The 21,422-nt window shown below is 59.3% G+C and carries 19 protein-coding genes; 7 read left to right on the forward strand and 12 right to left on the reverse strand.

Annotated elements, in window-relative coordinates; genetic code table 11:
- Positions 1 to 3: 3 nt before the first annotated feature.
- Positions 4 to 375: a VOC family protein gene (locus FIV03_RS25525; RefSeq protein ID WP_022997858.1), complete on the forward strand. Its 372-nt coding sequence runs from the start codon at positions 4 to 6 to the stop codon at positions 373 to 375.
- Positions 376 to 482: 107 nt separating this feature from the next.
- Positions 483 to 2,114 (forward strand): FMN-binding glutamate synthase family protein, encoded by a 1,632-nt coding sequence (locus tag FIV03_RS25530; protein ID WP_152511445.1) that lies wholly within the window; start codon positions 483 to 485, stop codon positions 2,112 to 2,114.
- A 174-nt stretch (positions 2,115 to 2,288) separates the two neighbouring features.
- On the opposite strand, the gene FIV03_RS25535 is transcribed toward FIV03_RS25530, so the two are convergent.
- The 3 genes from FIV03_RS25535 to FIV03_RS25545 form a co-directional block, all read right to left on the reverse strand.
- A complete protein-coding gene (locus FIV03_RS25535) occupies positions 2,289 to 3,137 on the reverse strand; it encodes a helix-turn-helix transcriptional regulator (protein WP_022997860.1) in 849 nt (282 codons plus the stop codon).
- A 107-nt stretch (positions 3,138 to 3,244) separates the two neighbouring features.
- The gene (locus tag FIV03_RS25540; RefSeq protein WP_152511446.1) at positions 3,245 to 5,128 is read right to left on the reverse strand and encodes an ABC transporter ATP-binding protein; all 1,884 of its coding nucleotides are present in this window, start codon (positions 5,126 to 5,128) and stop codon (positions 3,245 to 3,247) included.
- A 33-nt stretch (positions 5,129 to 5,161) separates the two neighbouring features.
- The gene (locus FIV03_RS25545; RefSeq protein ID WP_022997862.1) at positions 5,162 to 5,788 is read right to left on the reverse strand and encodes a metalloregulator ArsR/SmtB family transcription factor; all 627 of its coding nucleotides are present in this window, start codon (positions 5,786 to 5,788) and stop codon (positions 5,162 to 5,164) included.
- A 368-nt stretch (positions 5,789 to 6,156) separates the two neighbouring features.
- Here FIV03_RS25545 and FIV03_RS25550 point away from each other — a divergent pair, with 368 nt between their 5' ends.
- A complete protein-coding gene (locus FIV03_RS25550; RefSeq protein WP_209009785.1) occupies positions 6,157 to 8,154 on the forward strand; it encodes an EAL domain-containing protein in 1,998 nt (665 codons plus the stop codon).
- Between the two features lie 94 nt (positions 8,155 to 8,248).
- Positions 8,249 to 8,572: a DUF2293 domain-containing protein gene (locus FIV03_RS25555; protein WP_152511448.1), complete on the forward strand. Its 324-nt coding sequence runs from the start codon at positions 8,249 to 8,251 to the stop codon at positions 8,570 to 8,572.
- Positions 8,573 to 8,641: 69 nt separating this feature from the next.
- Here FIV03_RS25555 and FIV03_RS25560 read toward each other — a convergent pair whose 3' ends face one another.
- From FIV03_RS25560 to FIV03_RS25585, 6 genes are all read right to left on the reverse strand, one after another.
- Positions 8,642 to 9,034, reverse strand: a complete 393-nt coding sequence (locus tag FIV03_RS25560) for a RidA family protein (protein ID WP_022997865.1) — start codon at positions 9,032 to 9,034, stop codon at positions 8,642 to 8,644.
- Between the two features lie 93 nt (positions 9,035 to 9,127).
- Entirely contained in the window at positions 9,128 to 9,745 is a 618-nt protein-coding gene (locus tag FIV03_RS25565; RefSeq protein WP_152511449.1) for a molybdenum cofactor sulfurase, read from the reverse strand.
- Positions 9,746 to 9,880: 135 nt separating this feature from the next.
- Positions 9,881 to 11,980 (reverse strand): FUSC family protein, encoded by a 2,100-nt coding sequence (locus tag FIV03_RS25570; RefSeq protein WP_152511450.1) that lies wholly within the window; start codon positions 11,978 to 11,980, stop codon positions 9,881 to 9,883.
- A gap of 127 nt (positions 11,981 to 12,107) precedes the next feature.
- On the reverse strand, positions 12,108 to 13,070 hold the full coding sequence (locus FIV03_RS25575) for an endonuclease/exonuclease/phosphatase family protein (protein ID WP_152511451.1): 963 nt from the start codon (positions 13,068 to 13,070) through the stop codon (positions 12,108 to 12,110).
- Positions 13,071 to 13,210: 140 nt separating this feature from the next.
- Positions 13,211 to 14,860 (reverse strand): energy-dependent translational throttle protein EttA, encoded by a 1,650-nt coding sequence (gene ettA / locus FIV03_RS25580; protein ID WP_022997869.1) that lies wholly within the window; start codon positions 14,858 to 14,860, stop codon positions 13,211 to 13,213.
- A gap of 272 nt (positions 14,861 to 15,132) precedes the next feature.
- A complete protein-coding gene (locus tag FIV03_RS25585; RefSeq protein ID WP_209009786.1) occupies positions 15,133 to 16,119 on the reverse strand; it encodes an acyl-CoA desaturase in 987 nt (328 codons plus the stop codon).
- 224 nt (positions 16,120 to 16,343) lie between these two features.
- Between FIV03_RS25585 and FIV03_RS25590 the strand changes: the two genes are divergently transcribed.
- Together FIV03_RS25590 and FIV03_RS25595 are read left to right on the forward strand one after the other, a co-directional pair.
- A complete protein-coding gene (locus FIV03_RS25590) occupies positions 16,344 to 16,688 on the forward strand; it encodes a metalloregulator ArsR/SmtB family transcription factor (RefSeq protein WP_152511452.1) in 345 nt (114 codons plus the stop codon).
- A 172-nt stretch (positions 16,689 to 16,860) separates the two neighbouring features.
- On the forward strand, positions 16,861 to 17,814 hold the full coding sequence (locus FIV03_RS25595; protein ID WP_152511453.1) for a 2-hydroxyacid dehydrogenase: 954 nt from the start codon (positions 16,861 to 16,863) through the stop codon (positions 17,812 to 17,814).
- Positions 17,815 to 18,254: 440 nt separating this feature from the next.
- On the opposite strand, the gene FIV03_RS25600 is transcribed toward FIV03_RS25595, so the two are convergent.
- Both FIV03_RS25600 and bla read right to left on the reverse strand, forming a co-directional pair.
- Positions 18,255 to 18,590: a hypothetical protein gene (locus tag FIV03_RS25600; RefSeq protein WP_152511454.1), complete on the reverse strand. Its 336-nt coding sequence runs from the start codon at positions 18,588 to 18,590 to the stop codon at positions 18,255 to 18,257.
- Between the two features lie 101 nt (positions 18,591 to 18,691).
- Entirely contained in the window at positions 18,692 to 19,588 is an 897-nt protein-coding gene (gene bla, locus FIV03_RS25605) for a class A beta-lactamase (protein ID WP_152511455.1), read from the reverse strand.
- Positions 19,589 to 19,752: 164 nt separating this feature from the next.
- On the opposite strand from bla, the gene FIV03_RS25610 reads away from it, so the two are divergent.
- The gene (locus tag FIV03_RS25610) at positions 19,753 to 20,622 is read left to right on the forward strand and encodes a LysR family transcriptional regulator (RefSeq protein WP_152511456.1); all 870 of its coding nucleotides are present in this window, start codon (positions 19,753 to 19,755) and stop codon (positions 20,620 to 20,622) included.
- Positions 20,623 to 20,641: 19 nt separating this feature from the next.
- On the opposite strand, the gene mnmD is transcribed toward FIV03_RS25610, so the two are convergent.
- Positions 20,642 to 21,367, reverse strand: a complete 726-nt coding sequence (mnmD, locus tag FIV03_RS25615; RefSeq protein ID WP_152511457.1) for a tRNA (5-methylaminomethyl-2-thiouridine)(34)-methyltransferase MnmD — start codon at positions 21,365 to 21,367, stop codon at positions 20,642 to 20,644.
- Positions 21,368 to 21,422: the final 55 nt, after the last annotated feature.

Below are 21,422 nucleotides of genomic sequence, written 5' to 3' on the forward strand. Positions count from 1 at the left end.
ATCATGATCGGATATACGTCTTTGGGAACCAACGACCTGAAGCGGTCAGCGGCGTTTTACGACGCATTGCTGGCTGAACTCGGCGCACAGCGGCTGATGGAGTTCGATGACTTCATCGTCTGGGCGAACCAGCCGACCACGTCAGCCTTTTCCGTGCATATTCCTTATGACGGCAAACAGGCGACCGTCGGCAATGGTGTCATGGTCGCCTTGTCGGCCCAGAACCGGGCACAGGTCGACGCGGTCTACCGCAAAGCCATCGAGCTTGGCGCAGCGGACGAAGGCAAGCCCGGCCAGCGCGCCGACAACGGCTTTTATGCCGCCTATTTTCGGGACCTGGACGGCAACAAGCTGAACGTGCACCACATGGTCTGAGCTTAAATCGGTTCCATGCAAGAGCGATCAACACTGTTGATCGCTCTTTCCTTTTTGGCCGCAGCCTGACACAACTAGACAGCCCGCCGAATAGGAGTCACCCGTCCGTGTTTCCCGCCCGCTATACCGTTTTCATTCTTTGTATCGTACTTGCCCTGGTTGCACTTGTCCTGACGTTTGCCCTCAGCGGCTACTTCGTCTGGCCATTTCTGGTTTTTGCTGTGCTCTCAGCGATCGGTTATCTCGATGTCCGCCAGACCCGACATGCGATCCTGCGCAACTATCCTGTTTCCGGTCATTTCCGTTTCCTGTTCGAAGCGATCCGGCCGGAACTGCGCCAGTATTTCTTTGAAAGCAACCAGGACGGCAGACCGTTTTCGCGAGAGCGGCGCTCCATGGTTTACGACCGGGCGAAGGATATCGAGGATGTTCTGCCATTCGGTACAGAACTTGATGTCTACGACACTTCCTATGGCTGGGTGAACCATTCGATCTGTCCCAAACCGCACAACCATGAAGACATGCGCGTGACGATTGGCGGACCGGACTGCAAACAGCCTTATTCGGCTTCCCTCTACAACATTTCGGCCATGAGCTTCGGCTCACTCTCCGGCAATGCCATTCTGGCGCTCAACAAGGGCGCCAAGGCTGGCGGCTTCTATCACGACACCGGGGAAGGCAGCGTTTCGCGCTATCACCGGCAAGGTGGTGGCGACCTGGTCTGGGAGCTTGGCAGTGGCTATTTCGGCTGCCGCGCGGAAGATGGCACTTTCGATGCCGAAAAGTTCGCCAAGCAGGCTGTCGAACCGCAGATCAAGATGATCGAAATCAAGATGAGCCAGGGGGCCAAGCCTGGTCATGGCGGTGTGCTGCCCGGCCCGAAAGTGACGGAAGAAATCGCCGAAGCTCGCGGCGTTCCGATCGGCACCGACTGCATATCACCTGCCTCTCATTCCGCTTTCTCGACCCCGGTTGAACTGCTGCATTTCATCGCTCAGTTGCGGGAGCTCTCAGGTGGCAAGCCGGTCGGCTTCAAGCTGTGCATCGGTCATCGCTGGGAATTCATGGCCATTGTCAAGGCCATGCTGAAAACCGGCATCAAGCCGGATTTCATCGTGGTCGACGGCGCCGAAGGCGGGACAGGCGCCGCACCGGTGGAATTTGCCAACAGGCTGGGAACACCTCTGCGCCAGGGTCTGACCTTCGTTCACAACTGCCTGGTTGGCACGGGTCTTCGCGAAGATATCCGGATCGGTGCCGCCGGCAAGCTGATCAGCGCATTCGACATTGCAGGGGCGCTGGCTCTTGGCGCCGACTGGGTCAATTCTGCGCGCGGCTTCATGTTCGCGGTCGGCTGCATCCAGTCCCAGAGCTGCCACACCAACCGTTGCCCCACCGGCGTCGCCACGCAGGATCCCAAGCGCCAGCAGGCCCTGGTTGTTCCCGACAAGGCACAGCGTGTCGCGAATTTCCATCGCAATACGCTCAAGTCCCTTCGGGATTTTTCCGCCGCTGCCGGGCTCAGCCATCCGCGCGAGTTCAAGCCGGAACATTTCTATCTGCACGAAGGCCTTCGCGAAATCATGCCGGCCAGCGTCGCGCTGTCCTGGTTGAAGAAGGGGGCCCTCCTGGAAAAGTCGCACAACATTCCGGGCTACTCGACCTATTGGGAAATGGCGGAAGCGGAAAGCTTTCATCCAGCCAAGTCGGTGGAAGCCGCAAAGTCCGCCCACGCCTAGGATCAAAGCGCCAACGGGAGCCTTGCGTCGTCCTTCAAGGTGAAGGTTGCCAGGACGCAGGCTTTCTTGAGACGCACACCTGCTGCCGATCGTTCCAACCGGGCCGTGCCTGCGGCTCACATGATATCCATGGCTGCAAGGTGACCATTTCTTGCAGCTAAAAACGAACAGACGTCAGTCGAGCTGACGCGCCAGTTGAACGGCAAAATCACCTGCCTCATGCGAGCGGATGACCGCGTGACGAACGAGATCGTCAAAGTGGCTGGAGAAGAGCTGGACGTGGCGCGTGTTGGAAAACGCCAGGTAGCGCTGCCCGAGGTAGAGTGCCGCCCATTTCTGCCCGAAGACCGTGAAAGGTGCGGAGAAACGGTCGGTCGCGCCGAAGAGGTGCAGACGCAACGAGGGGTAAAGCTCGCTCAAGGTAAGCCCCATGACCTCCAGTTGTTCGCGCCGCAGGTCAACCGGAAGCCCCTGCCATAACCCCTCCCCGCGCGCAAAGCCTTCCAGCGCCTCTTTCGAGAGGGCGATTTCCATATCGGATTCCGCCCGGCTGAGGAGTGCCCTCTGATCCCTTGTGCCGGTTATGGCCTGGTCGGCGGTGCGCAACGTTTCGCCGGAGTATTCGAAAGCCAGAACAGCTTCGGTCTTGAGGACATCCGGCAGGTTGGCAGGCACATGCCGGATCTTCGCCCCGACCGCATCGCGGTACCAGGCAAGCAGATGCTCATCGACCGGGTGCCGCTCGGTCTCGGCCACCTGAACTGCCTGATCCAGGATTTCGGCCGCGGCCCCGCGGTGGGTGGAAAGACCAAGCAACCAATCGGACGAAACGCTGAGCGCGGTCGCAATGGCAGCCAATGCCTGCCCGTTTGGCAGGCGGGGTGCGTCTTCCGACAACAACTGGGAAACAGTGGACCGGTCGAGCCCGGCACCGCGTGCCAGATCCGATCGGTTCATATCCCGGCTGCGCAAGGCATCCGACAGGCGTTCGCGAAAAAGTACGGCGCGGTCTCTCTTGTCCATGAGAGGAGTATTGTCAGCCGGATTTCGGAAAATCAACGCAAGCTGACATTTTCCCGAAGCACCAGCCCGTGGGAAGCTCACACAAGCAAGGAGCTATTCACAAGAACCTATTCAGCAGCATTGAGCGCCAGGAAACCACCTGATTGACGCTCCCAGAGCGCAGCGTAAAGGCCACCGGAGGCAAGCAGCTCGCGGTGTGTACCTTCTTCCGCAATCCGGCCCTGATCCATAACGACAAGCCGGTCCATTGCAGCAATGGTCGACAGGCGGTGGGCAACGGCCAGCGTGGTGCGCCCTTCCATCATGCGGGTGAGGTTCTGCTGAATGGCCAGCTCGGCTTCACTATCAAGAGCAGAGGTTGCCTCGTCGAGGATCAGGATCGGCGCATCTTTCAAAAGCACCCTGGCGATCGTGATGCGTTGACGCTGACCGCCGGAGAGTTTGACACCGCGATCGCCCACATGGGCATCCAGACCCGTCCGGCCCTTGCTGTCTCTTTGCTCCTCAATGAAACCGACCGCTTCGGCAGCGCGGGCAACCGCACGGATCTCGTCGTCGGTGGCTTCCGGCCTGCCATAGCGAATGTTGTCGCGGATCGACCTGTTCAAAAGGGAAATGTCCTGGGTGACAACGCCGATCCGGCTGCGCAGAGATGCCTGGGTGACATCTCGCACGTCCTGCCCGTCGATCGAAATCCGGCCTTCGGTCACGTCCCGCAAGCGCATCAGCAAAGACACAGCGGTCGATTTGCCGGCGCCGGACAGGCCAACCAGACCGACACGCTCGCCCGGCTTGATTGTCAGGTTGAACTTGTCCAGGACCGGCTTGCGGTCGCTCTGATAGGCAAAGGACACGTTGTCGAAGCGGATTTCCCCGGCGCTGACGTCCAACTCGCCGGCGTCCGGCTGGTCGATGATTGCCGGCCGGCTCGTCATGATCGGCATGGCATCGCGGATCGTACCAAGTGTGCTGGTGATCGACTGTCCGATTCCTATGAAACTGGATGAAGCGTGGGACAGCGAGCGTGTGACGGTCAGCCCGGCGACAAAGTCGCCAATCGAGACCCACCCCTTCATCATTCCCCAGAAGCCAATGACAACCACAGCCAGGATCAGCAGCACGTTCAGAAAATAGACGCCGCTGTCGGTCAGGATATAGGACCGGTTCTCGCTGTGCCTGGTGTCGATTGTTTCGCCGATGACCTTGCGAATGGCACCAGCTTCCGAATCTTCCGCCGCAAACAGCTTGACCATGGCGATGTTGGAATAAACGTCTGTCATCGCGCCGGTGGCCTTGGAATTTGCCGCCGCCACCTTGGCAGAGCGCTGCAGATAGGCCGGGATCGCCAACCAGGCGACGAGGATATTCGCGCAGATCCAGAACAATACCGGAATGGCCAGCGGCCAGGCCATGGCCAGAAGCAGCAGGAACGATCCGCCAAACTGAATGACCAGGAACGGAACCGTCTCGATGGACAACATCATCTGACGGTGGACCGACATGGTGACCTGGGCAATGCGGGAGGCAACCTGACCGGCGAATGTATCCTCAAAGAAAGCCATGTCCTGTGCTTCCACGGCCTTGTGCGCCTGCCAGCGCATTGCCGCCGGCAGAAGAATGCGCACGGTCTGGAAGGCAAAGGTCTGGCGCAGGAGAAAGGCGATTGGATCAATAATCACGAAGAGGATGAAGAAACCGGCCAGGATGGTGAGGTTGTCTTTCAGAAACGCCTGCGCACCTGCCTCGGTCACACCGTCGACCACGAAAGCTATCGCCCAGATGCCCGCAAGCCCCAGACCGGAGGAGATCATCGCCAGGCACGAAACGATTACCAGTTGCCAGCGGAACATCATCGCGAAATGCCAGACCAGCTTCAGCGGCCCTTCATCCGGAAGAGGCGTGACAGGCAGTTCCAGCGGTTTGATGTGGGTTTCGAACGGATGGAAATACCGGTCGATGAGCCGCGCAAGCAGCGGCCTGGCGATTGACACGCAAAACACTCCTCGACTGAGACCGACGCCTGATCAGGCCGCGGGCTCAATCCTGTAAACACAGCGACGACCGCCCGAGAGCTGATGTTCGGTACGTTCGACCGAGACACCGGGCCCAAGTACATCCTTGAAAAGATTGAGCTCCGACCTGCAGAACCCCTGACAGGCCGTTGCCGCGGCACAGATCGAACAGTGGTTTTCGATCAGCAGATAGCCTGCCCCTTCGGGAACAAGATCGGCCATGTAGCCTTCTCGGTTGCGCAGATCGGCAAGCACTTCCAGCTTGCCGCGCAGATCCGGCGCCTTGCCAACCGCTTCGGAATAGGATTTCCGGCTTTGCGCTTCACGGTGAGCAATCAGCTTGTCGACACCTTCTTCGCCGAAAATATCGTTCAGGCCGGAAATCAACCCGAGCACCAGGTTGGAATGGTTGTCGGGAAACTGCTTGTGCCCGTCCGGTGTCAGGTCCCAGACCCGCTTGGGCCGGCCAACCGAACCCTTCTGATCATCGAAGTCCACCAGCCCGTCCTGCAACAGGCCGTCCAGATGCTGGCGAACAGCCACTGACGTCACCTTCAACCCGCTGGCAAGATCTGCCGCAGTCTGTGGGCCGGAGGATTTCAGCGCGTTCAAAAGCCGGGTTCGAGTACGATCTGCCATAGCCGTCTATATAGCGTATTTCAAAGATAAAAAAATAGTCTGCTTATCTTATTGTGAAGCGACCAGAGCATTTCCCGCCAACAAGCCTGCCTTGGCAGCCACGTTTATTTGCCAAGCGTGGCGGGAGCATGCAAGAAATGTCGCGAGAATTTCCTGCGCTGAACCGTTGTCCGGTGCCAGTCCAGATTACCTCCTGATCGCTTGATCACGCGGCTTCCGCGTTGAAATATTTCGTAGCCGTCGCGTCAGCATTTCCTATTGGCGCCTTAACTCTTCAAGAACCCCAATGCGACGCAAAGTCAGGGAAGTCGCCCTCATAACAATTCTTTATCTCATTTTGATTAGAAGAAATATCAATGGAGAAAATGATGGAAAAAATCAGGGCTTTCCTGAGATGGATGATGATCGATCCTCGCCATCCGGAAATTGCACAGGCTCAGTACAATGAGCTCAAGACCCAGATTCCGTCACTCTATGCTCTCCTCATGGTCAATGCGGTTGCGGTTGCCTATACCCATTTCGATGTCGCGCCGACTTATCTGACCGTCGGAATTCTTGCGCCGATCCTCTTGATCACGACCTTTCGCATGGTGGCCTGGATACGCGCCCGCAAAGTTGACCCGACACCGCAAGAAGCGATCAGCAAGATGCGGCAGACCGTCATTCTCGGCAGTCTGGTGTCCGTCATCTACATTGCCTGGTCGCTGAGCCTGGACGGCTATGGCGGACCTGCCGAGCGCGGTCATGTGGCGCTTTTCATCGCCATCACCGTCATCGGCTGCATCTTCTGCCTGATGCATCTGCCGCAAGCTGCCCTGATGGTCATGGTGATCGTGACGATCCCTTATCTGGTGCACTATCTCGGCCAGAACCAGGACGTCTACATTGCCATTGGGCTCAATATCTTCCTGGTATGCCTGGTCGTCCTGCAGGTTCTCCTGAACGGCTATCGAGGGTTCTGCAAACTGATTGAATCGCAGTCGGACCTTGCCGCCAAACAGAAAGAAACGGAGCTTCTCAACGCAGAAAACTCCAAGCTTGCCCAGACCGACGCGCTTACCGACCTGCCGAACCGGCGCTATTTCTTCAACCGGCTTGAAGCCTTGATCAGCGAAGTGGAAGGCACGGACCGGCAGTTTGCGGTCGGCGTCGTCGACCTGGACAGGTTCAAGCCCATCAATGACACTTATGGCCACCAGTTGGGCGACCAATTGCTGATGGAAGTCGGCATGCGCCTGAAAAGCCTTGGACTGCCGAGTGTCGAGATCTGCCGTCTCGGCGGCGACGAGTTCGGGTTCCTTTATCTCGGAGACATTTACGAGGCAGCCTCGACGGGGCAGTCTATTTGCGAACTGATCAGCCGCCCCTATCGGATCGGTGAACTGCAGGTTTCTGTCGGCGCGTCCTGCGGCATTGCGTTCTATCCTGACGCCGGCACTTCTGCCCATGTTCTGTTCGACCGGTCCGACTACGCCCTTTACAACTCCAAGACCAGCCTGCGCGGCCGGACGACGGTCTATTCGGCCGAACATGAAGCCCGCATCCGCTCGGAACGGGCCATCGAGGCAGCGCTTCAAAGCGCAGATCTTGCCAGCGAATTCCAGGTCTATTTCCAGCCTGTCGTGCAGTTGCCGGAACGGTTCGTTGTCGGCTTCGAGGCATTGGCGCGCTGGGACAACCCGCAGCTTGGCAGGATTGCACCCGACAAGTTCATTCCCATTGCCGAGCGCGCCGGACTGATCCACAGGCTGACCCTGTCGCTGTTCGAAAAGGCGGTCGAGCAGATCAAGGCCCTGCCCGGGACACTTTCGCTATCCTTCAATCTGTCCGCCCATGACGTCACCTCCGCCGAGACAGTGGCTGCGCTGCTCGAGATCATCCGCCGCGCGGCGATAGACCCGCGGCAGATCACCTTCGAAATTACCGAGACTTCCGTGATCGGCAGTTATGAAGCTGCTGAAACCTGTCTGCAGGTTCTTCGCAATGCCGGTGTCAAACTCGCGCTGGATGACTTCGGCACCGGTTATTCCAGCCTTGGCTACCTGCACCGGCTGCCTATCGACTGCGTCAAGATCGACCGCAGTTTCGTTGCCGGTATCAAGGATCCGATCGCGAGCGGCGTCGTGACCTCCATCGTCAACCTGTGCCGGTCCATGAAGATGCAGTGCGTGGTCGAAGGCGTTGAAGAAAGCAACCAGTTGGAACTTCTGGAAGCGATGCACTGCCGTTTGGTCCAGGGATACCATTTCAGTGCTCCCCTGCCTTTCGAGGACCTTCTTGCCGATGCCATGGAAAACGGAAGGGTTGCAGGGCTTCCCCTGTCCGGCACTGCCGGGGCCAGCAGCTTTCAGTTCTTCCGCGCCTGACCGGCAACCCGGAACAATTCCACCGGACCTCTTCTAATCCGTCCGGGATTTGTTTACCTCTCCGGTCTCAACCACGAAAAACCGGGACCTGTTCATGACCGGCGGCACCAAGCGGCAAAAAGACATGCGCAAGGCCTTGCGGGTCCTGCTGCCGCGCGTTCCCTTTTCAGATGCGGAAGCCATTCTCGAAGTTGCCATCGCCGGACACTTGCGCCATCTGCCGCCCGGCATTGCCCTCTGGCAGGCCACCACCAGTCATGTCCGGCACGCCCTGACCGACTACGACACGTTGCTGGACGAAGGCTATGACCGTGACGCTGCCCGGTTCTTCGTACTGGACGAAATGAATGACGTTCTGAGCTCCTGGGGATGTGCGAAACGCCTGGAAGCTGACGATACCTCCCCAACCGAGGACTGACACCGGTGCGCAAACCGGATCCGTGCCCGTCGCACACAACCCGGGATGTGATTTGCGGGCGGCCTGCCGTCACGGCCGCCGGGCGATCAGATCGATCTCGACCAGCGCATCGACGGCAAGGCCCGACACGCCAATACAGGTACGACCCGGCAATTTACCGGGTTCGAAAAATGACCGGTAGGTGTCGTTCATCGCCTGATAATCGCGCTTGAATTCAGTCAGATAGACACGAATGAAAGTCGTGTTTTCAAGGCCGAGCCCGAGGCCGCCCAGAACGAGCTTCAGGTTTTCCATCACCCGCACAGTCTGCGCCTCTATGCCCTCCGGCAGCGGGGCGTCCGGATCGTCCGGCAGTGTCGGCATCTGGCCGGTTACAAACACCCAGCCGTCAATTTCGACGGCATGGGAGAATGGCGCGACCGGCTGTGGCGCCTGGTCGATCATGTGGTGGATCGGCAGCATGGAGGCTCCTGTTGGAAGGTTCTGACAGAGCATCCAGACTAGAGAATATCGGGCGCCTCGGGAAACAGGTTTCCCTCGCTGCAAGCGTTAAAATCAGATGCGCTCGTAGATCCACTGCTCGGGAACGTGGGCGGTGACCGCCTCGCCCGCCGCAACCTTCCCCGGGATTTCGACATAGCCAACAAGGCCTCGCAGGCGCTTTGCCTTTTGCGGGAACAACAGGCCCAGTCCTTCCCGGCCGGGATTGGCTTCGGCAATCGCCTCGCCTGCGAAACGGCAGGGTTTGTTGTCGCCGTCCACACGAATAACCACACCGCCCTCGAACACCAGCCGGGTGCGCGGCGGCACCATCGTAAGGTTGGGAATGCCGGACAAGGTAATGTTGCCGCCGATCCATTCGGCTTTCAGTTCGGCAATCTCCATGCGAGTGGCAATTAACGAAAGTTCCTCGGCGGACAGGATGGATATCTGGCGCTCGTTGCACATTTCGGTGCCACGCGGATACCAGGGTTCGCGGCCACCGGACCTCCGGGTGTGGCCGCCATGCCGGTCTCCCGAAATGCCTTCGAACGTCATCTCCAAAGCATCCGTTGCAGTGGTCCTGAAGTCTTCCGCAGAGACTGTCCTGAAAACGCCCTCCACCTTGCCGCTTGTCCTGAATGCAGGCGTAACCCGAAAGTCGTCGGCAAGAAGCTGGAGCTGGTCTGTCATGCGGGGCCTCCTGTGGCAGTCGAGAGGCGATGCTACGGCGCAGGCACCTTCCTGACCAACAAATCTCATTGATGTTTTCATAAGCGCGGCAGATCGATCCGCTGCACCCAGGATTTGCAGTGGAGACAGCTGTCTTCAGGCTGGGCCGGAGAGGAATTTCTCCTCGCGCAAGCCGTCCAGGCATCGGACGATTTTCCGCGCGTGATAGAGCATCGCGACCCAACCGGTTTCCAGCGAAAGATTGCCTGTTGCGCCCTCGGGCATGGCTGTCATCCAGTCGTCCTCAAGGCCCGGGACGGTCTGCCTCGGGCGTCCTTCCAGGACAGCCGAGAACTCATCTTCCAGGCGCTTGTCCATGCGAGCGACAAGCGCATCTATCCCCGACTTGGCCTGAGCTTTTACCGTTTCCCGCGTGACGTCCGAACGGGCTTCGCGGTAAAGCACCACGTATTGGGCCAGAACGATCACCAGCACGTTGAGGTCACTTGCGGAGCGTGTGAACGACGACCAGGGAGCTTGCTCGATCCGATAGGACCTGGCGGTGGCGATCAGCGTGCTCGCTGCCGTTCGAAGCCGGGCGAGGTCCTGAAGGTCCGTATCCGCCTTGCCGCCTTCCGCCCGCAGGCAACTTCGGCAGGCGTTGAGGTAATCGGACGCCAGCCCCTTGAAGCTTGCGCCGGTGCGGTTGGGAAACAGCAGCCATGCTGCAGCAAGCCCCACGCCTGCGCCAATCATCGTGTCGTAGAGACGCGACCAGAGTTCGTCGATGGGCAGCCCTTCAAGCGTCTGGAGCCCCATGACCACCAGGAAACTTATGATGCCGGAGGCGATGGCGTAATTGCGGTCGAGAAAAACGATGACCCCGGGAATGGCAATGACAACCAGTACGAGCCTGACGGAGGGAAACTCCGCCAGCGCCGGGTCGACCAGCATGGCCAGAACAACGCCGCCCGCCGTCCCGCCTATCCGCTGTGCGGTTCGGAGCAGCGTCGCCCCGAGGCTGTTCGACAGCACGATGATGATGGTGAGCGTGACCCAATAGGCGTGATTGAGATCGAACGCGAGCCCCAGGGAAAAGCCGATCCCGGCTGCGACACCTGCCTGAAGTGACAGGCGCCAGGAAAGCTTCCGCAACCAGTCGCCCTCGCGGCTGTCATCATCCGTACCGAGGCTCAGGCGAACCGGCTGGTCTTTTGCCGCCAGAAGCCACAGACGCTTGAAAGCCTGGGCGATGCGCAATTCCTGAAACCGGTCATGTGCCGTTACCACCGCATCGGCCTGCAGCCAGCTCGCGGCAGGTGCGCTTGCGCCGGTTTTGCCTTCCCCGACATCGCTCTCTTCCGGAACGCCCTCACCGGTTTCCAGGCGATGGACAAGCCGGTCGACCGCACGGCGAAAGCCGTCATCTTGCGCCAGACGGATGCGTGCGTCCCGGGACAGCTGGGCGCGTGCATCGCCCACCACTTCCAGGGCGAGTTCCACCATGATAGCTGCTTCCGGCGACATGCCCTGCAACTCACCTTCCGGCCTGAGCAGATCGGCACAGACCTGAAGTTCCATGCGCAACTTCGCCAGATCCCTGATCCGAACCGCCGCATCGCCGGACGAACCGGTAGCCTGGCCCGACAGCTGCCTCAGATAAGTTGCCATCGCCTGACGATTTGCAGCTTCGACCCGCAGGTAGGTTCGGTATGTCGAAGGCCGCCAGGGTCCTGCGCGAACCACGAGCGCTGTCACCATTCCAAGCACCGCCATGACCGGAAGCCAGAGGCCGGGCGATCCTCCGACGTTGCCGAGGACCACGAAGAGCCAGCAAATCGCCATGCTGCGTCCTGCGCGTTGCCAGAAAGGACCAAGCCCCTGCATGGCAAAGCCGAGCATGATCGCGGCGATCCAGAGCCCTTGCAGAACGGTTGAGGCGCTTTTCCCCGACACCTCGGCGACAACAGCCCCAAGAGCAAACAGTAACGTCAGCAAAACGCCAAGCTTCAGGATACCGAGGACCTCGGCCTTTCTGGTGGAGACCGGCGTGAACATCAGGCAGTGCCCGCCGCTAGCGGCTGCCAGAACGGCCAGTTTGAAGGCCGACTGACCGGGCACGAAGCTCGCCACGACATTTGCCAGGAAGACCGCTCCGAGCACGGTCAGCATCAGATGAACACCGCGCATCAGCCGCAAGCCGCCGGGGTCCGTGCGCAGGAGACTTGTCTTTATGTCCGAAGCGGCTTGCAGCATCTGTCTGACTTGAACCCGGCTCTTCAGGGCAAAACCCCGACGTTCTGAATAGAAATCTTTTATGCGGACTGCATTGTCTCGTGTCCATGGCGCTTTGACCCGGTGGACGCAGGCTTGCCGCCGAAGATCAGTCGGACGTCTTCCCGTCTGTAACAGTGAATTCGGCAAAGACCGGCCAGTGATCGGAACCGTTGAAGTGTCCGAGTTCGCAGTTTTTGACCGCAAGCCCGCTCCTGACGAAAAAATGGTCGAGTTCGAGACCGATGCCCGGAACAGGAGCAAGCCATGTCGGGGTCCAACGGCTGCCGCAGACAGCCTTGCGCACCCCTGCCGTGTCCTGAAACCGTTTCAGCAGCGGTGCCCAGGAGGCGGCGTTCATGTCGCCGGCAACAAGAACAGGTCCCGGCGTCATCGACACTTCAGATGCAAGCTTCTGAAGAATGTCCGCCTGGTGAAGATAGAAGTCTCGCCTGAAAGGCGGCAATGTGTGAACTGCAAGGACACTCAAACAGGGCTCCGCCTGCACACCGCAGTAGATTGCTTTCGTAATCGCGTATGGGTTCCCGCCTACAGGGATCAGTTCGACGCTGTGCGGCGCAGTGCGCGATAGGATAACTGCGGCGGGACGTCCACCAAGCGCCTGATCGGGCGTTCCTGCCACATGCAGCATGCCTTCAAACCGGTCGAGCAGCCCTTGGTCGGCTGGTACAGGCAGCTCCGTGAGGATCATGAGATCGAAGACGCGGGCGCTGTTTTCCTCGACCAGATTGCCGAGCGCTGCGGCGCTGCCGAAGAGATTTGCGGTGACGACGCTGATCGGCGGTTCTGCCGCGTTGGCGGTTGGAGCAAAGCGTCCGTCGTCGAAGATGCCCATGCGCATGAGAGCGACTACCGACAGGCAGATAGCCAGTGCCGCCATGTTCCAGTTCCGGAAGAAGACGAACCCTGCAGCAAACAGCAGGCCAGCAACAACGTATTGGGTCTGAAAATGAGCCAGCAGATCGACGGGCCAGCCAACTGCCGCCAGAAACGAGGCGAGAACGGCGATGGCGAAGGCCGCAAACAGACAGACGAGAGTTCTGTGGAACATGCCTTGTGCCGCTCGCAAGGACAAAAGTTGCCGGTGGCCGATTTTTACCGCCGGGCAAAAAAGATGCCGGCCCGTTTCCGGGGCCGGCACATTCGGGAAACAGGGGGCACGCCCCCCATTTCAGCTTCCAGGCCGTTCGCTTAGCGCGTAAGCGGCTTGTACTTGATCCGGCGCGGGTCGGCGGCATGTGCGCCAAGGCGGCGGACCTTGTCCTTTTCGTAGTCTTCGAAGTTGCCTTCGAACCATTCCACATGGCTGTCGCCTTCAAAGGCGAGCATGTGTGTGGCCAGACGGTCGAGGAACATACGATCGTGGCTGATGATAACGGCGCAGCCGGCGTAATTTTCCAGCGCGTCTTCCAGAGCTGCCAGCGTCTCGGTGTCGAGGTCGTTGGTCGGCTCATCGAGCAGCAGAACGTTGGCGCCCTTCTTCAGCACCTTGGCCAGATGCACGCGGTTGCGCTGACCGCCGGAAAGATCGCCGACCTTGGCCTGCTGGGCAGCACCCTTGAAGTTGAAGGACGAGCAATAGGCGCGGGAGTTGATTTCCTTGTCGTCGAGGTAGATGACCTCGGCGCCGCCGGAAATTTCTTCCCAGACCGTGTTGTTCGGGTTGAGCGCATCGCGCGACTGGTCAACGTAACCAAGGTGCACACTGTCGCCCACGACGACCTTACCCTTGTCCGGCGTTTCCTGACCGGTGAGCATCTTGAACAGGGTCGTCTTGCCGGCGCCGTTCGGGCCGATCACGCCGACGATGCCACCGCGTGGCAGCTTGAACGACAGGTTGTCGATCAGGAGACGGTCTTCAAAGCCCTTGGAAACGCCATCGACCTCGATGACGTTTGCGCCGAGACGCTCGCCAACCGGGATGAGGATCTGTTCGATGGACGGCTGACGCTCTTCTTGGGCGGTCAAGAGGTCTTCAAAGGCCCGGATACGGGCTTTCGACTTGGTCTGACGGCCTTTCGGGCTCATGCCCATCCACTCGCGCTCACGGGCAATCGCCTTGGAGCGGGCCATGTTCTCGCGGCCTTCCTGCTCCATGCGCTTGGTCTTCTTTTCCAGATAGACCGAGTAGTTGCCTTCGTAAGGGATGCCCTGACCGCGGTCGAGCTCGAGAATCCAGCCCGTGACATTGTCGAGGAAGTAGCGGTCGTGGGTGATGATCAGGACGGAGCCCTTGAACTCACGCAGGTGACGCTCCAGCCAGTGAACGGTTTCAGCGTCCAGGTGGTTGGTCGGCTCATCCAGCAGCAGCAGGTCCGGCTCGGACAGCAGCAGCTTGCAGAGCGCGACGCGGCGGCGCTCACCACCGGAAAGATTGTCGACGGCTGCATCTGATGGCGGGCAGCGCAGGGCTTCCATCGCCATTTCCACCTGGCTTTCCAGGTTCCACAGATCCTGGGCGTCGATCTCGTCCTGAAGCTGTGCGGCTTCCTCGGCGGTTTCGTCCGAGTAGTCCATCATCAACTCGTTGTAGCGGTCGATTTTTGCCTGCTTGTGGGCAACACCTTCCATGACGTTTTCCATCACGGTCTTGGTGTTGTCGAGCTGCGGTTCCTGCGGCAGATAGCCGACCTTCGCGCCTTCGGCCGCCCAGGCCTCACCGGTATATTCCTTGTCGATACCGGCCATGATCTTCAGAAGAGTCGACTTACCCGCACCGTTCGGGCCCAGGATACCGATCTTGGCGTCCGGGTAGAACGAGAGATGGATGTTGTCGAGAACCTTCTTGTCGTTATAGGCCTTGGACAGGCCATGCATGTGATAGATGAACTGGCGCGCCATGGGGCTCCGCTTCTCCGCTTTCAAAATCTGATGGGATTCTCAGGAATTCTGCGGCGTCTTTTAGGGGAAATGGCGCCCGGGGGCAATGGGGGGAATGTGGATTGGTCGGTTGGTTTGCAGTCTTTGCTTTCAGAGACAAGGTTTCGAGTTCAAGCTCATTGACTGAAGCTTCACTGAGCGCAGACCAGTGTTGCGGGACCGGGGCATCTCCCGACAGATCTAGTTGGCACTTTTCATTCCAACTCAGACTTTGCCCACACGGGCAGTAGCGACTAATCACTTGGTAACGTCTGCAACCATGCGGGGATGCCGGGCGCCTTGCCGGGGCAAGTTCCATTTACCGCCAAACCAGGTCGCGGCTCCAATGTACCAGGCGTATTGACTGCCCAGGCAAGCCCAGCCCGCTCCAGCGCCTTTACCAGCCACCAACCCGGATCGGTTTGCCCCGGCAAGAAACCGAGACGTGCGGATTTCGGGAAAGCGTGGTGATTTTCGTGAAAGGCCTCACCGAATGTCACCAGACCGAAACGCGGCAGGTTATAGCCCTGCACGCAGGCCCCCTTCACATAAAGCAGATGGTCCTTTGGCTGGTGGGCATAATAGCCAACGAGCCAGTGCCCTATCAGCGAAATTGAGACCCGGCAACAGACACCCCAAACGACGAATGGCAGCCCACCAAGTAGAAATAGAGGCACGGCGATGACCAACTGCTGCAACATCCAGGTTTTTTCAACGATCCGGTAGAAGGGGTCGTGCCTAACCTCCTCTTCAATTTCGAAGAATGGCTCCTTGTCCAGAACGATGCCACAGCACAATTGCCACCAGGCGTCGTTCCAGAAGCCAGAGCGGTGGGAGAAAAAATCATGGCACTGGGCTTGTCGCTGGCCCCAATCACGAAAGTCATGCAGCCGGATCATGCCGAAAGGGCCAGCCATCCCGACAAGCACGCCAAGATAGACAAGGAACCTTTCGACCAAGGGCACGGTTCGGAAGGAACGATGGATCAGCAGCCGATGCATGCCGACCGAGTGACCACCGCAAATGGTGACAGCGGTCAACACAACAAATACAACGAACGCGTCGGCGGAAAACGTCAAAGGACCTGCGACGAGCGCAGTGAGTGTCATTCCGGCAATCCACGCGGTCTTCACGGGTTTAAGGACAACATTTCCCTCAACAGGATTGGCTCCGCCTCTGGAATCTACGCGTTCCGTGGACACCGGCTCCTGCACAAAATCACTAATTGCGCTTACGGACATGGCAATGGTTCCTCTTCGCTCCGTTCATGACGGCGCGTTCTTCCCGCTCCCCGAGGCAACCCCGGAGATCGATCAGTCAGTTGAAATTTGACCCGCTGTTCTTGCGGACACTTGCCTTTGGGAAATGCATTTACTATTTAGGCTATAAGCTAAATACCATCAATTCGATAATTAGGCAACTACCTAATCGATGACCTTGAGTTTAACGGAGCCAGGAGATCTTCATGAGCGACCAGACAGGCTCTCAAAGCGCGCACGAGCCAGGCGGCATCCAGAAGGTGTTTGAAGCACTTGCCTCTGCGGCACGCCGGAAGATTCTGGCATATCTGGCCCACAGTTCCCTGACTGCCGGCGAGATTGCAGAACGTTTCGACATGTCCAAACCCTCGATCTCACAGCATTTAGGTGTGCTGGAAAGTGCGGGTCTTGTTCGCAAGGAAAAGCGCGGCCAGTACGTGCACTATTCCATAGTGCAGGACAGCCTTGCGAACACGCTGAACAGCTACGTGCAGGAAGTCTGCCCGGTTTCCCGGCCACTGAAAAAGGAAAGCGCGGCGTTGAAAAAATAAACTGCGAAGAAAAAATCTAAATATCGGGCCCTTTCGCCAGCTGCGGCGTGTCGACCAGATCGCCAGACGGGCGTTGCATCGGCGTACCAACTCTGCCCATTCGGCTCTTTTCTCCCCCAACCGAAGACCTTAAGGTCACCTCACCTTTCTTCATCACCCCACCGGACCTGCCATGACCTCCATCGATATTCTGATGCCCCGCCCGATGCTGCCGATCGTTCAGGAGCAGCTGGATGCCGCCTTTACCGTGCACCGGCCCTACGAGGCCGACAATCCGGAAGCGCTGCTGGCGGAAATCGGCGAGAAAATCCGCGGGGTTGCCATGGCATTCGGGCCGGTCAACGCCGAGTTGCTTGCCAAAATCCCGAACGCGGAGATCGTTTCAAGTTTCGGTGTGGGCTATGACCACGTCAACACGGACGATTGCCTGGCGGCGAAGGTGATGGTGACCCATACGCCCGATGTGCTGACGGAAGAAGTTGCCGATACGGCGGTCGGGCTGATGATCATGACCATCCGTGAATTCGGCCAGGCCGAACAGTGGCTTCGCCAGGGCAATTGGGAAAGCAAGGGGCCATACAAGCTGACCGGGGCAACCATGCAGGGGCGCACGCTCGGCATTTTCGGCCTGGGGCGCATCGGCAAGGCGATTGCCAAGCGGGCCGAAGCCTTCGGCATGAAGATCCATTACCATGGACGCAGCAGACAGGACGACCTCTCCTACCCCTATCACGCGACGCCTAAGGCACTGGCGGCGGCCTGCGACACGCTGATGGTGGTGGCGCCTGGCGGCGCGGAAACGAAACATGCGGTCAATGCAGAGGTGCTGGAAGCACTCGGGCCGGATGGCATCGTCATCAATATCGGCCGTGGCACCGTCATCGATGAGGCCGCATTGATCGCGGCCCTTGAAAACGGCACGATCTACGGTGCCGGTCTCGACGTCTTCGAGAACGAGCCGCATGTGCCCGAAGCCCTTCTGAAACTGCCAAGGGTCACCGTACTGCCGCATGTCGGTTCCGCCTCGCAGGCGACCCGCAATGCCATGGGACAACTCGTGGTCGACAACCTGAAAAGCTGGTTCGAAACTGGCGGGGCCATAACGCCAGTGCCGGAAATGCGCTGAGATCGAGGGCATGCAAGGGCAGCTCGGCAGCCCTACCCGATTCTTTTCCCGGCTCAGTATTTGACACGCCCGACTTGCGCCATAGGTTTATGGATCAAGCGCATCCTTTCTACTTGCGATGCGCTTACCCGATAGGCGTGGATCCATCAGACCACATAAACCACGCCGGGATGCCGACTGGGAACGGCTGGTGAACCAAAAGACGAATGCGTTCAGAAGCCTACTCAACACCGGCTGTTCGCCCGGATCCGTCAGCGGGTCCAGTTTGCCTGCGGAAGTGGCCCGTTTGCTCGGGGCGCGTCGCAACGGCAGAAGACGACATCCCAGGTCGCAGAAGGTGGCTGGCGACGTAACCTCCGCCAGCACCCTGGGCCGGCCCCTTCCGGGCCGGTCCGCACCGAAACACCTGTTGCTGAGGCAAGGCCCAAAACTGAACCTTCTCACTTCGCTCCACCGGCCGGGCACCTGAACGGTGTAAAGGTACTGCCCATGTTTGCGCTGACGGTCATCATCGTCAGAATGTCGGCAAAGGCGAATTCGGCGGGTGTTTTCGGGCAAACGGCATTCGCTGCGAAACACCCCCCTTCGATAAAGGCATCATGTTCAGCAACGAAACCAGGCCGCATTTGCGAACGACTAACATTTTCGAACGCCACCCGGACGATCTCCTGATAGTAGGCGCATCTTCTGGCGCGCTTTTGTTCGCGTGTTTCCTCTGCAGATGCCTGGGAGAAAACGGCTAATACCGCGACAAGCGCCAACGGCAGGGCAAACAAGGATCTTGGAACGGACAATGTTGTCTCCGTCGGAAGCGGCAGAATAAATCCAGAAGCAGGGATGCCCGGGCGAATGAAAAGATCCGCCCGGACAAGAACACTCAGTCGTGGAGACTTTCGGCAAGTGCGGCTGCGATATCGGCAATCGCCTTGTTGCGATCGTCGAAGGAAGCGTCGGTCTGCGTGATGTAGACCGCGATCACAACGGGCTCCCTGTCGTCGGGCCAGATCACGCCAATGTTATTGCGCGAGCCATTGGCCCCAGCCCCGGTCTTGTCGGCGACCGGCCATTCTTCCGGCAGCCCGGCACGCAGGGTTGCGTTACCCACCTTGTTGTCCAGCAGCCAGCCTGTCAGCTGGGCTCTGGCGGTGGACGAAAGAGCATCGCCCAGAACCAGTTTCTGCAACGTGGCAACCGCTGCCGCCGGGGTGGTGGTGTCACGGGCATCGCCCGGCCGGCCTTCATTGAGACCCGGCTCCGTCCGGTCCAGCCTGGTGATGGTGTCGCCAATGCCCCGAAGGTAATCCGTCAGTCCTTCCGGGCCACCGACAGCTTCCAGCACGAGATTGGCCGCTGCATTGTCACTGATCGCAACGGCCGCTTCACACAGTTCAAGATAGGTCATGCCACCGGAGCCGACCTTTTTTTCGGTAACCGGCGAATAGGAGACAAGGTCTTGCGAGCGGATCTTCACGCGGCGTTCCAGCTGAACCTCACCCTGCTCGCCCTTTTCCAGGAGCGCAGCACACAGAAAGGCCTTGAAGGTGCTGTTGAGCGGAAAACGCTCGTCGGCGCGGTAGGTCCAGGTCTTGCCGGTTTCCGTATCAAGCACCGCAACCCCGATCCGGGCAGACAGTCGGCTCTCTGCACCGGCAACGGTTTTCTCAAGTGGTGCGGGATCGAACCCGGCGGCGTGCGCCAATCCGGAAATAGCCGGAAACCCGGCAAAAAGGGCAAGCGAAAGCGTCAACGCGTTACGGCGTGTCCAGAGTTTCATCTTCAACTCCAATGATGAATACAAACAGCCCGAACCGGTGTGGTGTGTCGCCCCCCGCACCGTTCGTCTTCGGGACACCGCGACAGTGCCGCTGCCTCAGATATAACGCAAATGATGAATACTGAGGTTAGACATGAGTAAAACTTGGCCTAAGTTGGATCCGGATGGACGTCTCAAAACTTCCGCTCAATGCCTTGAGAGCCTTTGAAGCCTCTGCAAGGCTCTGCAGCTTTACACGCGCCGGCCTGGAACTGCGGGTGTCGCAGACTGCCGTCAGCCACCAGGTGAAGGCGCTGGAGGACGTGTTGCAGGTGTCGCTGTTCGAACGCCTTCCGCGCGGTGTTGCCCTGACGGACGAAGGACTGGCGCTGCTGCCTGTACTGAGCGATGCCTTCCGGCGGATGAGCGATGCGCTCAGCCGGTTCGAGGATGGCAACTATCGGGAGGTGCTAACGGTCGGCGCTGTCGCCACTTTCGCGACCGGCTGGCTGTTGCCCCGCCTTTCCGGCTTTGCCAGGGCCCATCCGCAGATCGATCTGCGGCTGAAAACCAACAACAACCGCGCGGATATTCTGGCAGATGGTCTCGACTGTTTCCTGCGCTTCGGCGACGGGGCCTGGCATGCCACCAACGCGGTCAAGCTGATGGACGCCCCGCTGTCGCCTATCTGTTCACCGGGAACCGCTGCCCGGTTGTCCGAACCGGCAGACCTTGTGAACGAGCCCCTGCTGAGATCCTACAGGATGGATGAATGGGCCATGTGGTTCCAGGCAGCGCAACTGCCGCCGCCGCGAGCGCGTGGCTGGATGTTCGACAGTTCACTTGCGATGGTTGAAGCCGTCACGCAGGGTGCCGGCGTCGCTCTGGTGCCGACAGCGATGTTCAGCCGCCCCCTCGCGTCCGGCGCGATCGTGCAGCCTTTCCAGACCAGCGTCCTGACAGGAAGCTATTGGCTAACCTGGTTGAAGTCGCGGGAGGAGACCAGCGCCATGCAGAAGTTCCGCTTGTGGATGCTGGAGACGGTAGCGGAGTAAAAGGAGGCAATCGACCACCTCAAGGCCTTCGCCCTTTCACCATTTCGCGTTTGCCGGCAAAGCCTTCAGCCTTTTCAATCTCGAACCCGGCAGCCTGAAGATTGCGGCGAACCCAGCCGGCAGCCGTGTAAGTTGCCAGTGTTCCGCCATGGGCCGTCAGGTCAGCCGCCACCTTCAGAAGGTCCGCGTCCCAGAGCTCCGGATTGCGAGCCGGACTGAAACCGTCGAGAAACCAGGCATCAATGGGGGCAATTGCCGGTTCTCCTCCCTCGCCCTCACCTGCCATTCCGGCGTTCAGCTCACCGATCAGCTCACTCGCATCGCCAATGCCGATCTGGAGGTTGGCTCCGGCAATTTTCAAGCTGTTCCAACCCGGCTCAGGCGACCAGGCCTGCAGCAGCTCTTCTGCCAGCGGGGCCAGTTCGGGAAAGGCCGCGAGGGCCCGTGCCAGTTGCTCTCCCGTCATCGGGAACAGTTCGAAGGTCAGGAAGGTCAGTTCCGGCCGATTGGTCCTTTCCTGCCATGCCGCAAGGGTGGTGAGGAAATTGAGGCCTGTCCCGAAGCCGAACTCTGCAATGGTGAAACGCTCGCAGCCATCGAACCGGCCAGGCAAGCCATTTCCTTGCAGAAACACGTGACGCGTTTCTGCAAGCCCCCCAGCCTTGGAAAAATACGTGTCGTTGAAGCCTTCAGCCCGGGGCACATCGCCCTGCAGCCATTCCAGATCTGGTGCCTTGATCGACATGATCTTGAGGTTTCCTTCGGGGCGTACCCATCAGCCTTTGCCATTTGCAACGCGT

This window comes from Labrenzia sp. THAF187b (assembly GCF_009363375.1).
Classification (GTDB): domain Bacteria; phylum Pseudomonadota; class Alphaproteobacteria; order Rhizobiales; family Stappiaceae; genus Roseibium; species Roseibium algicola.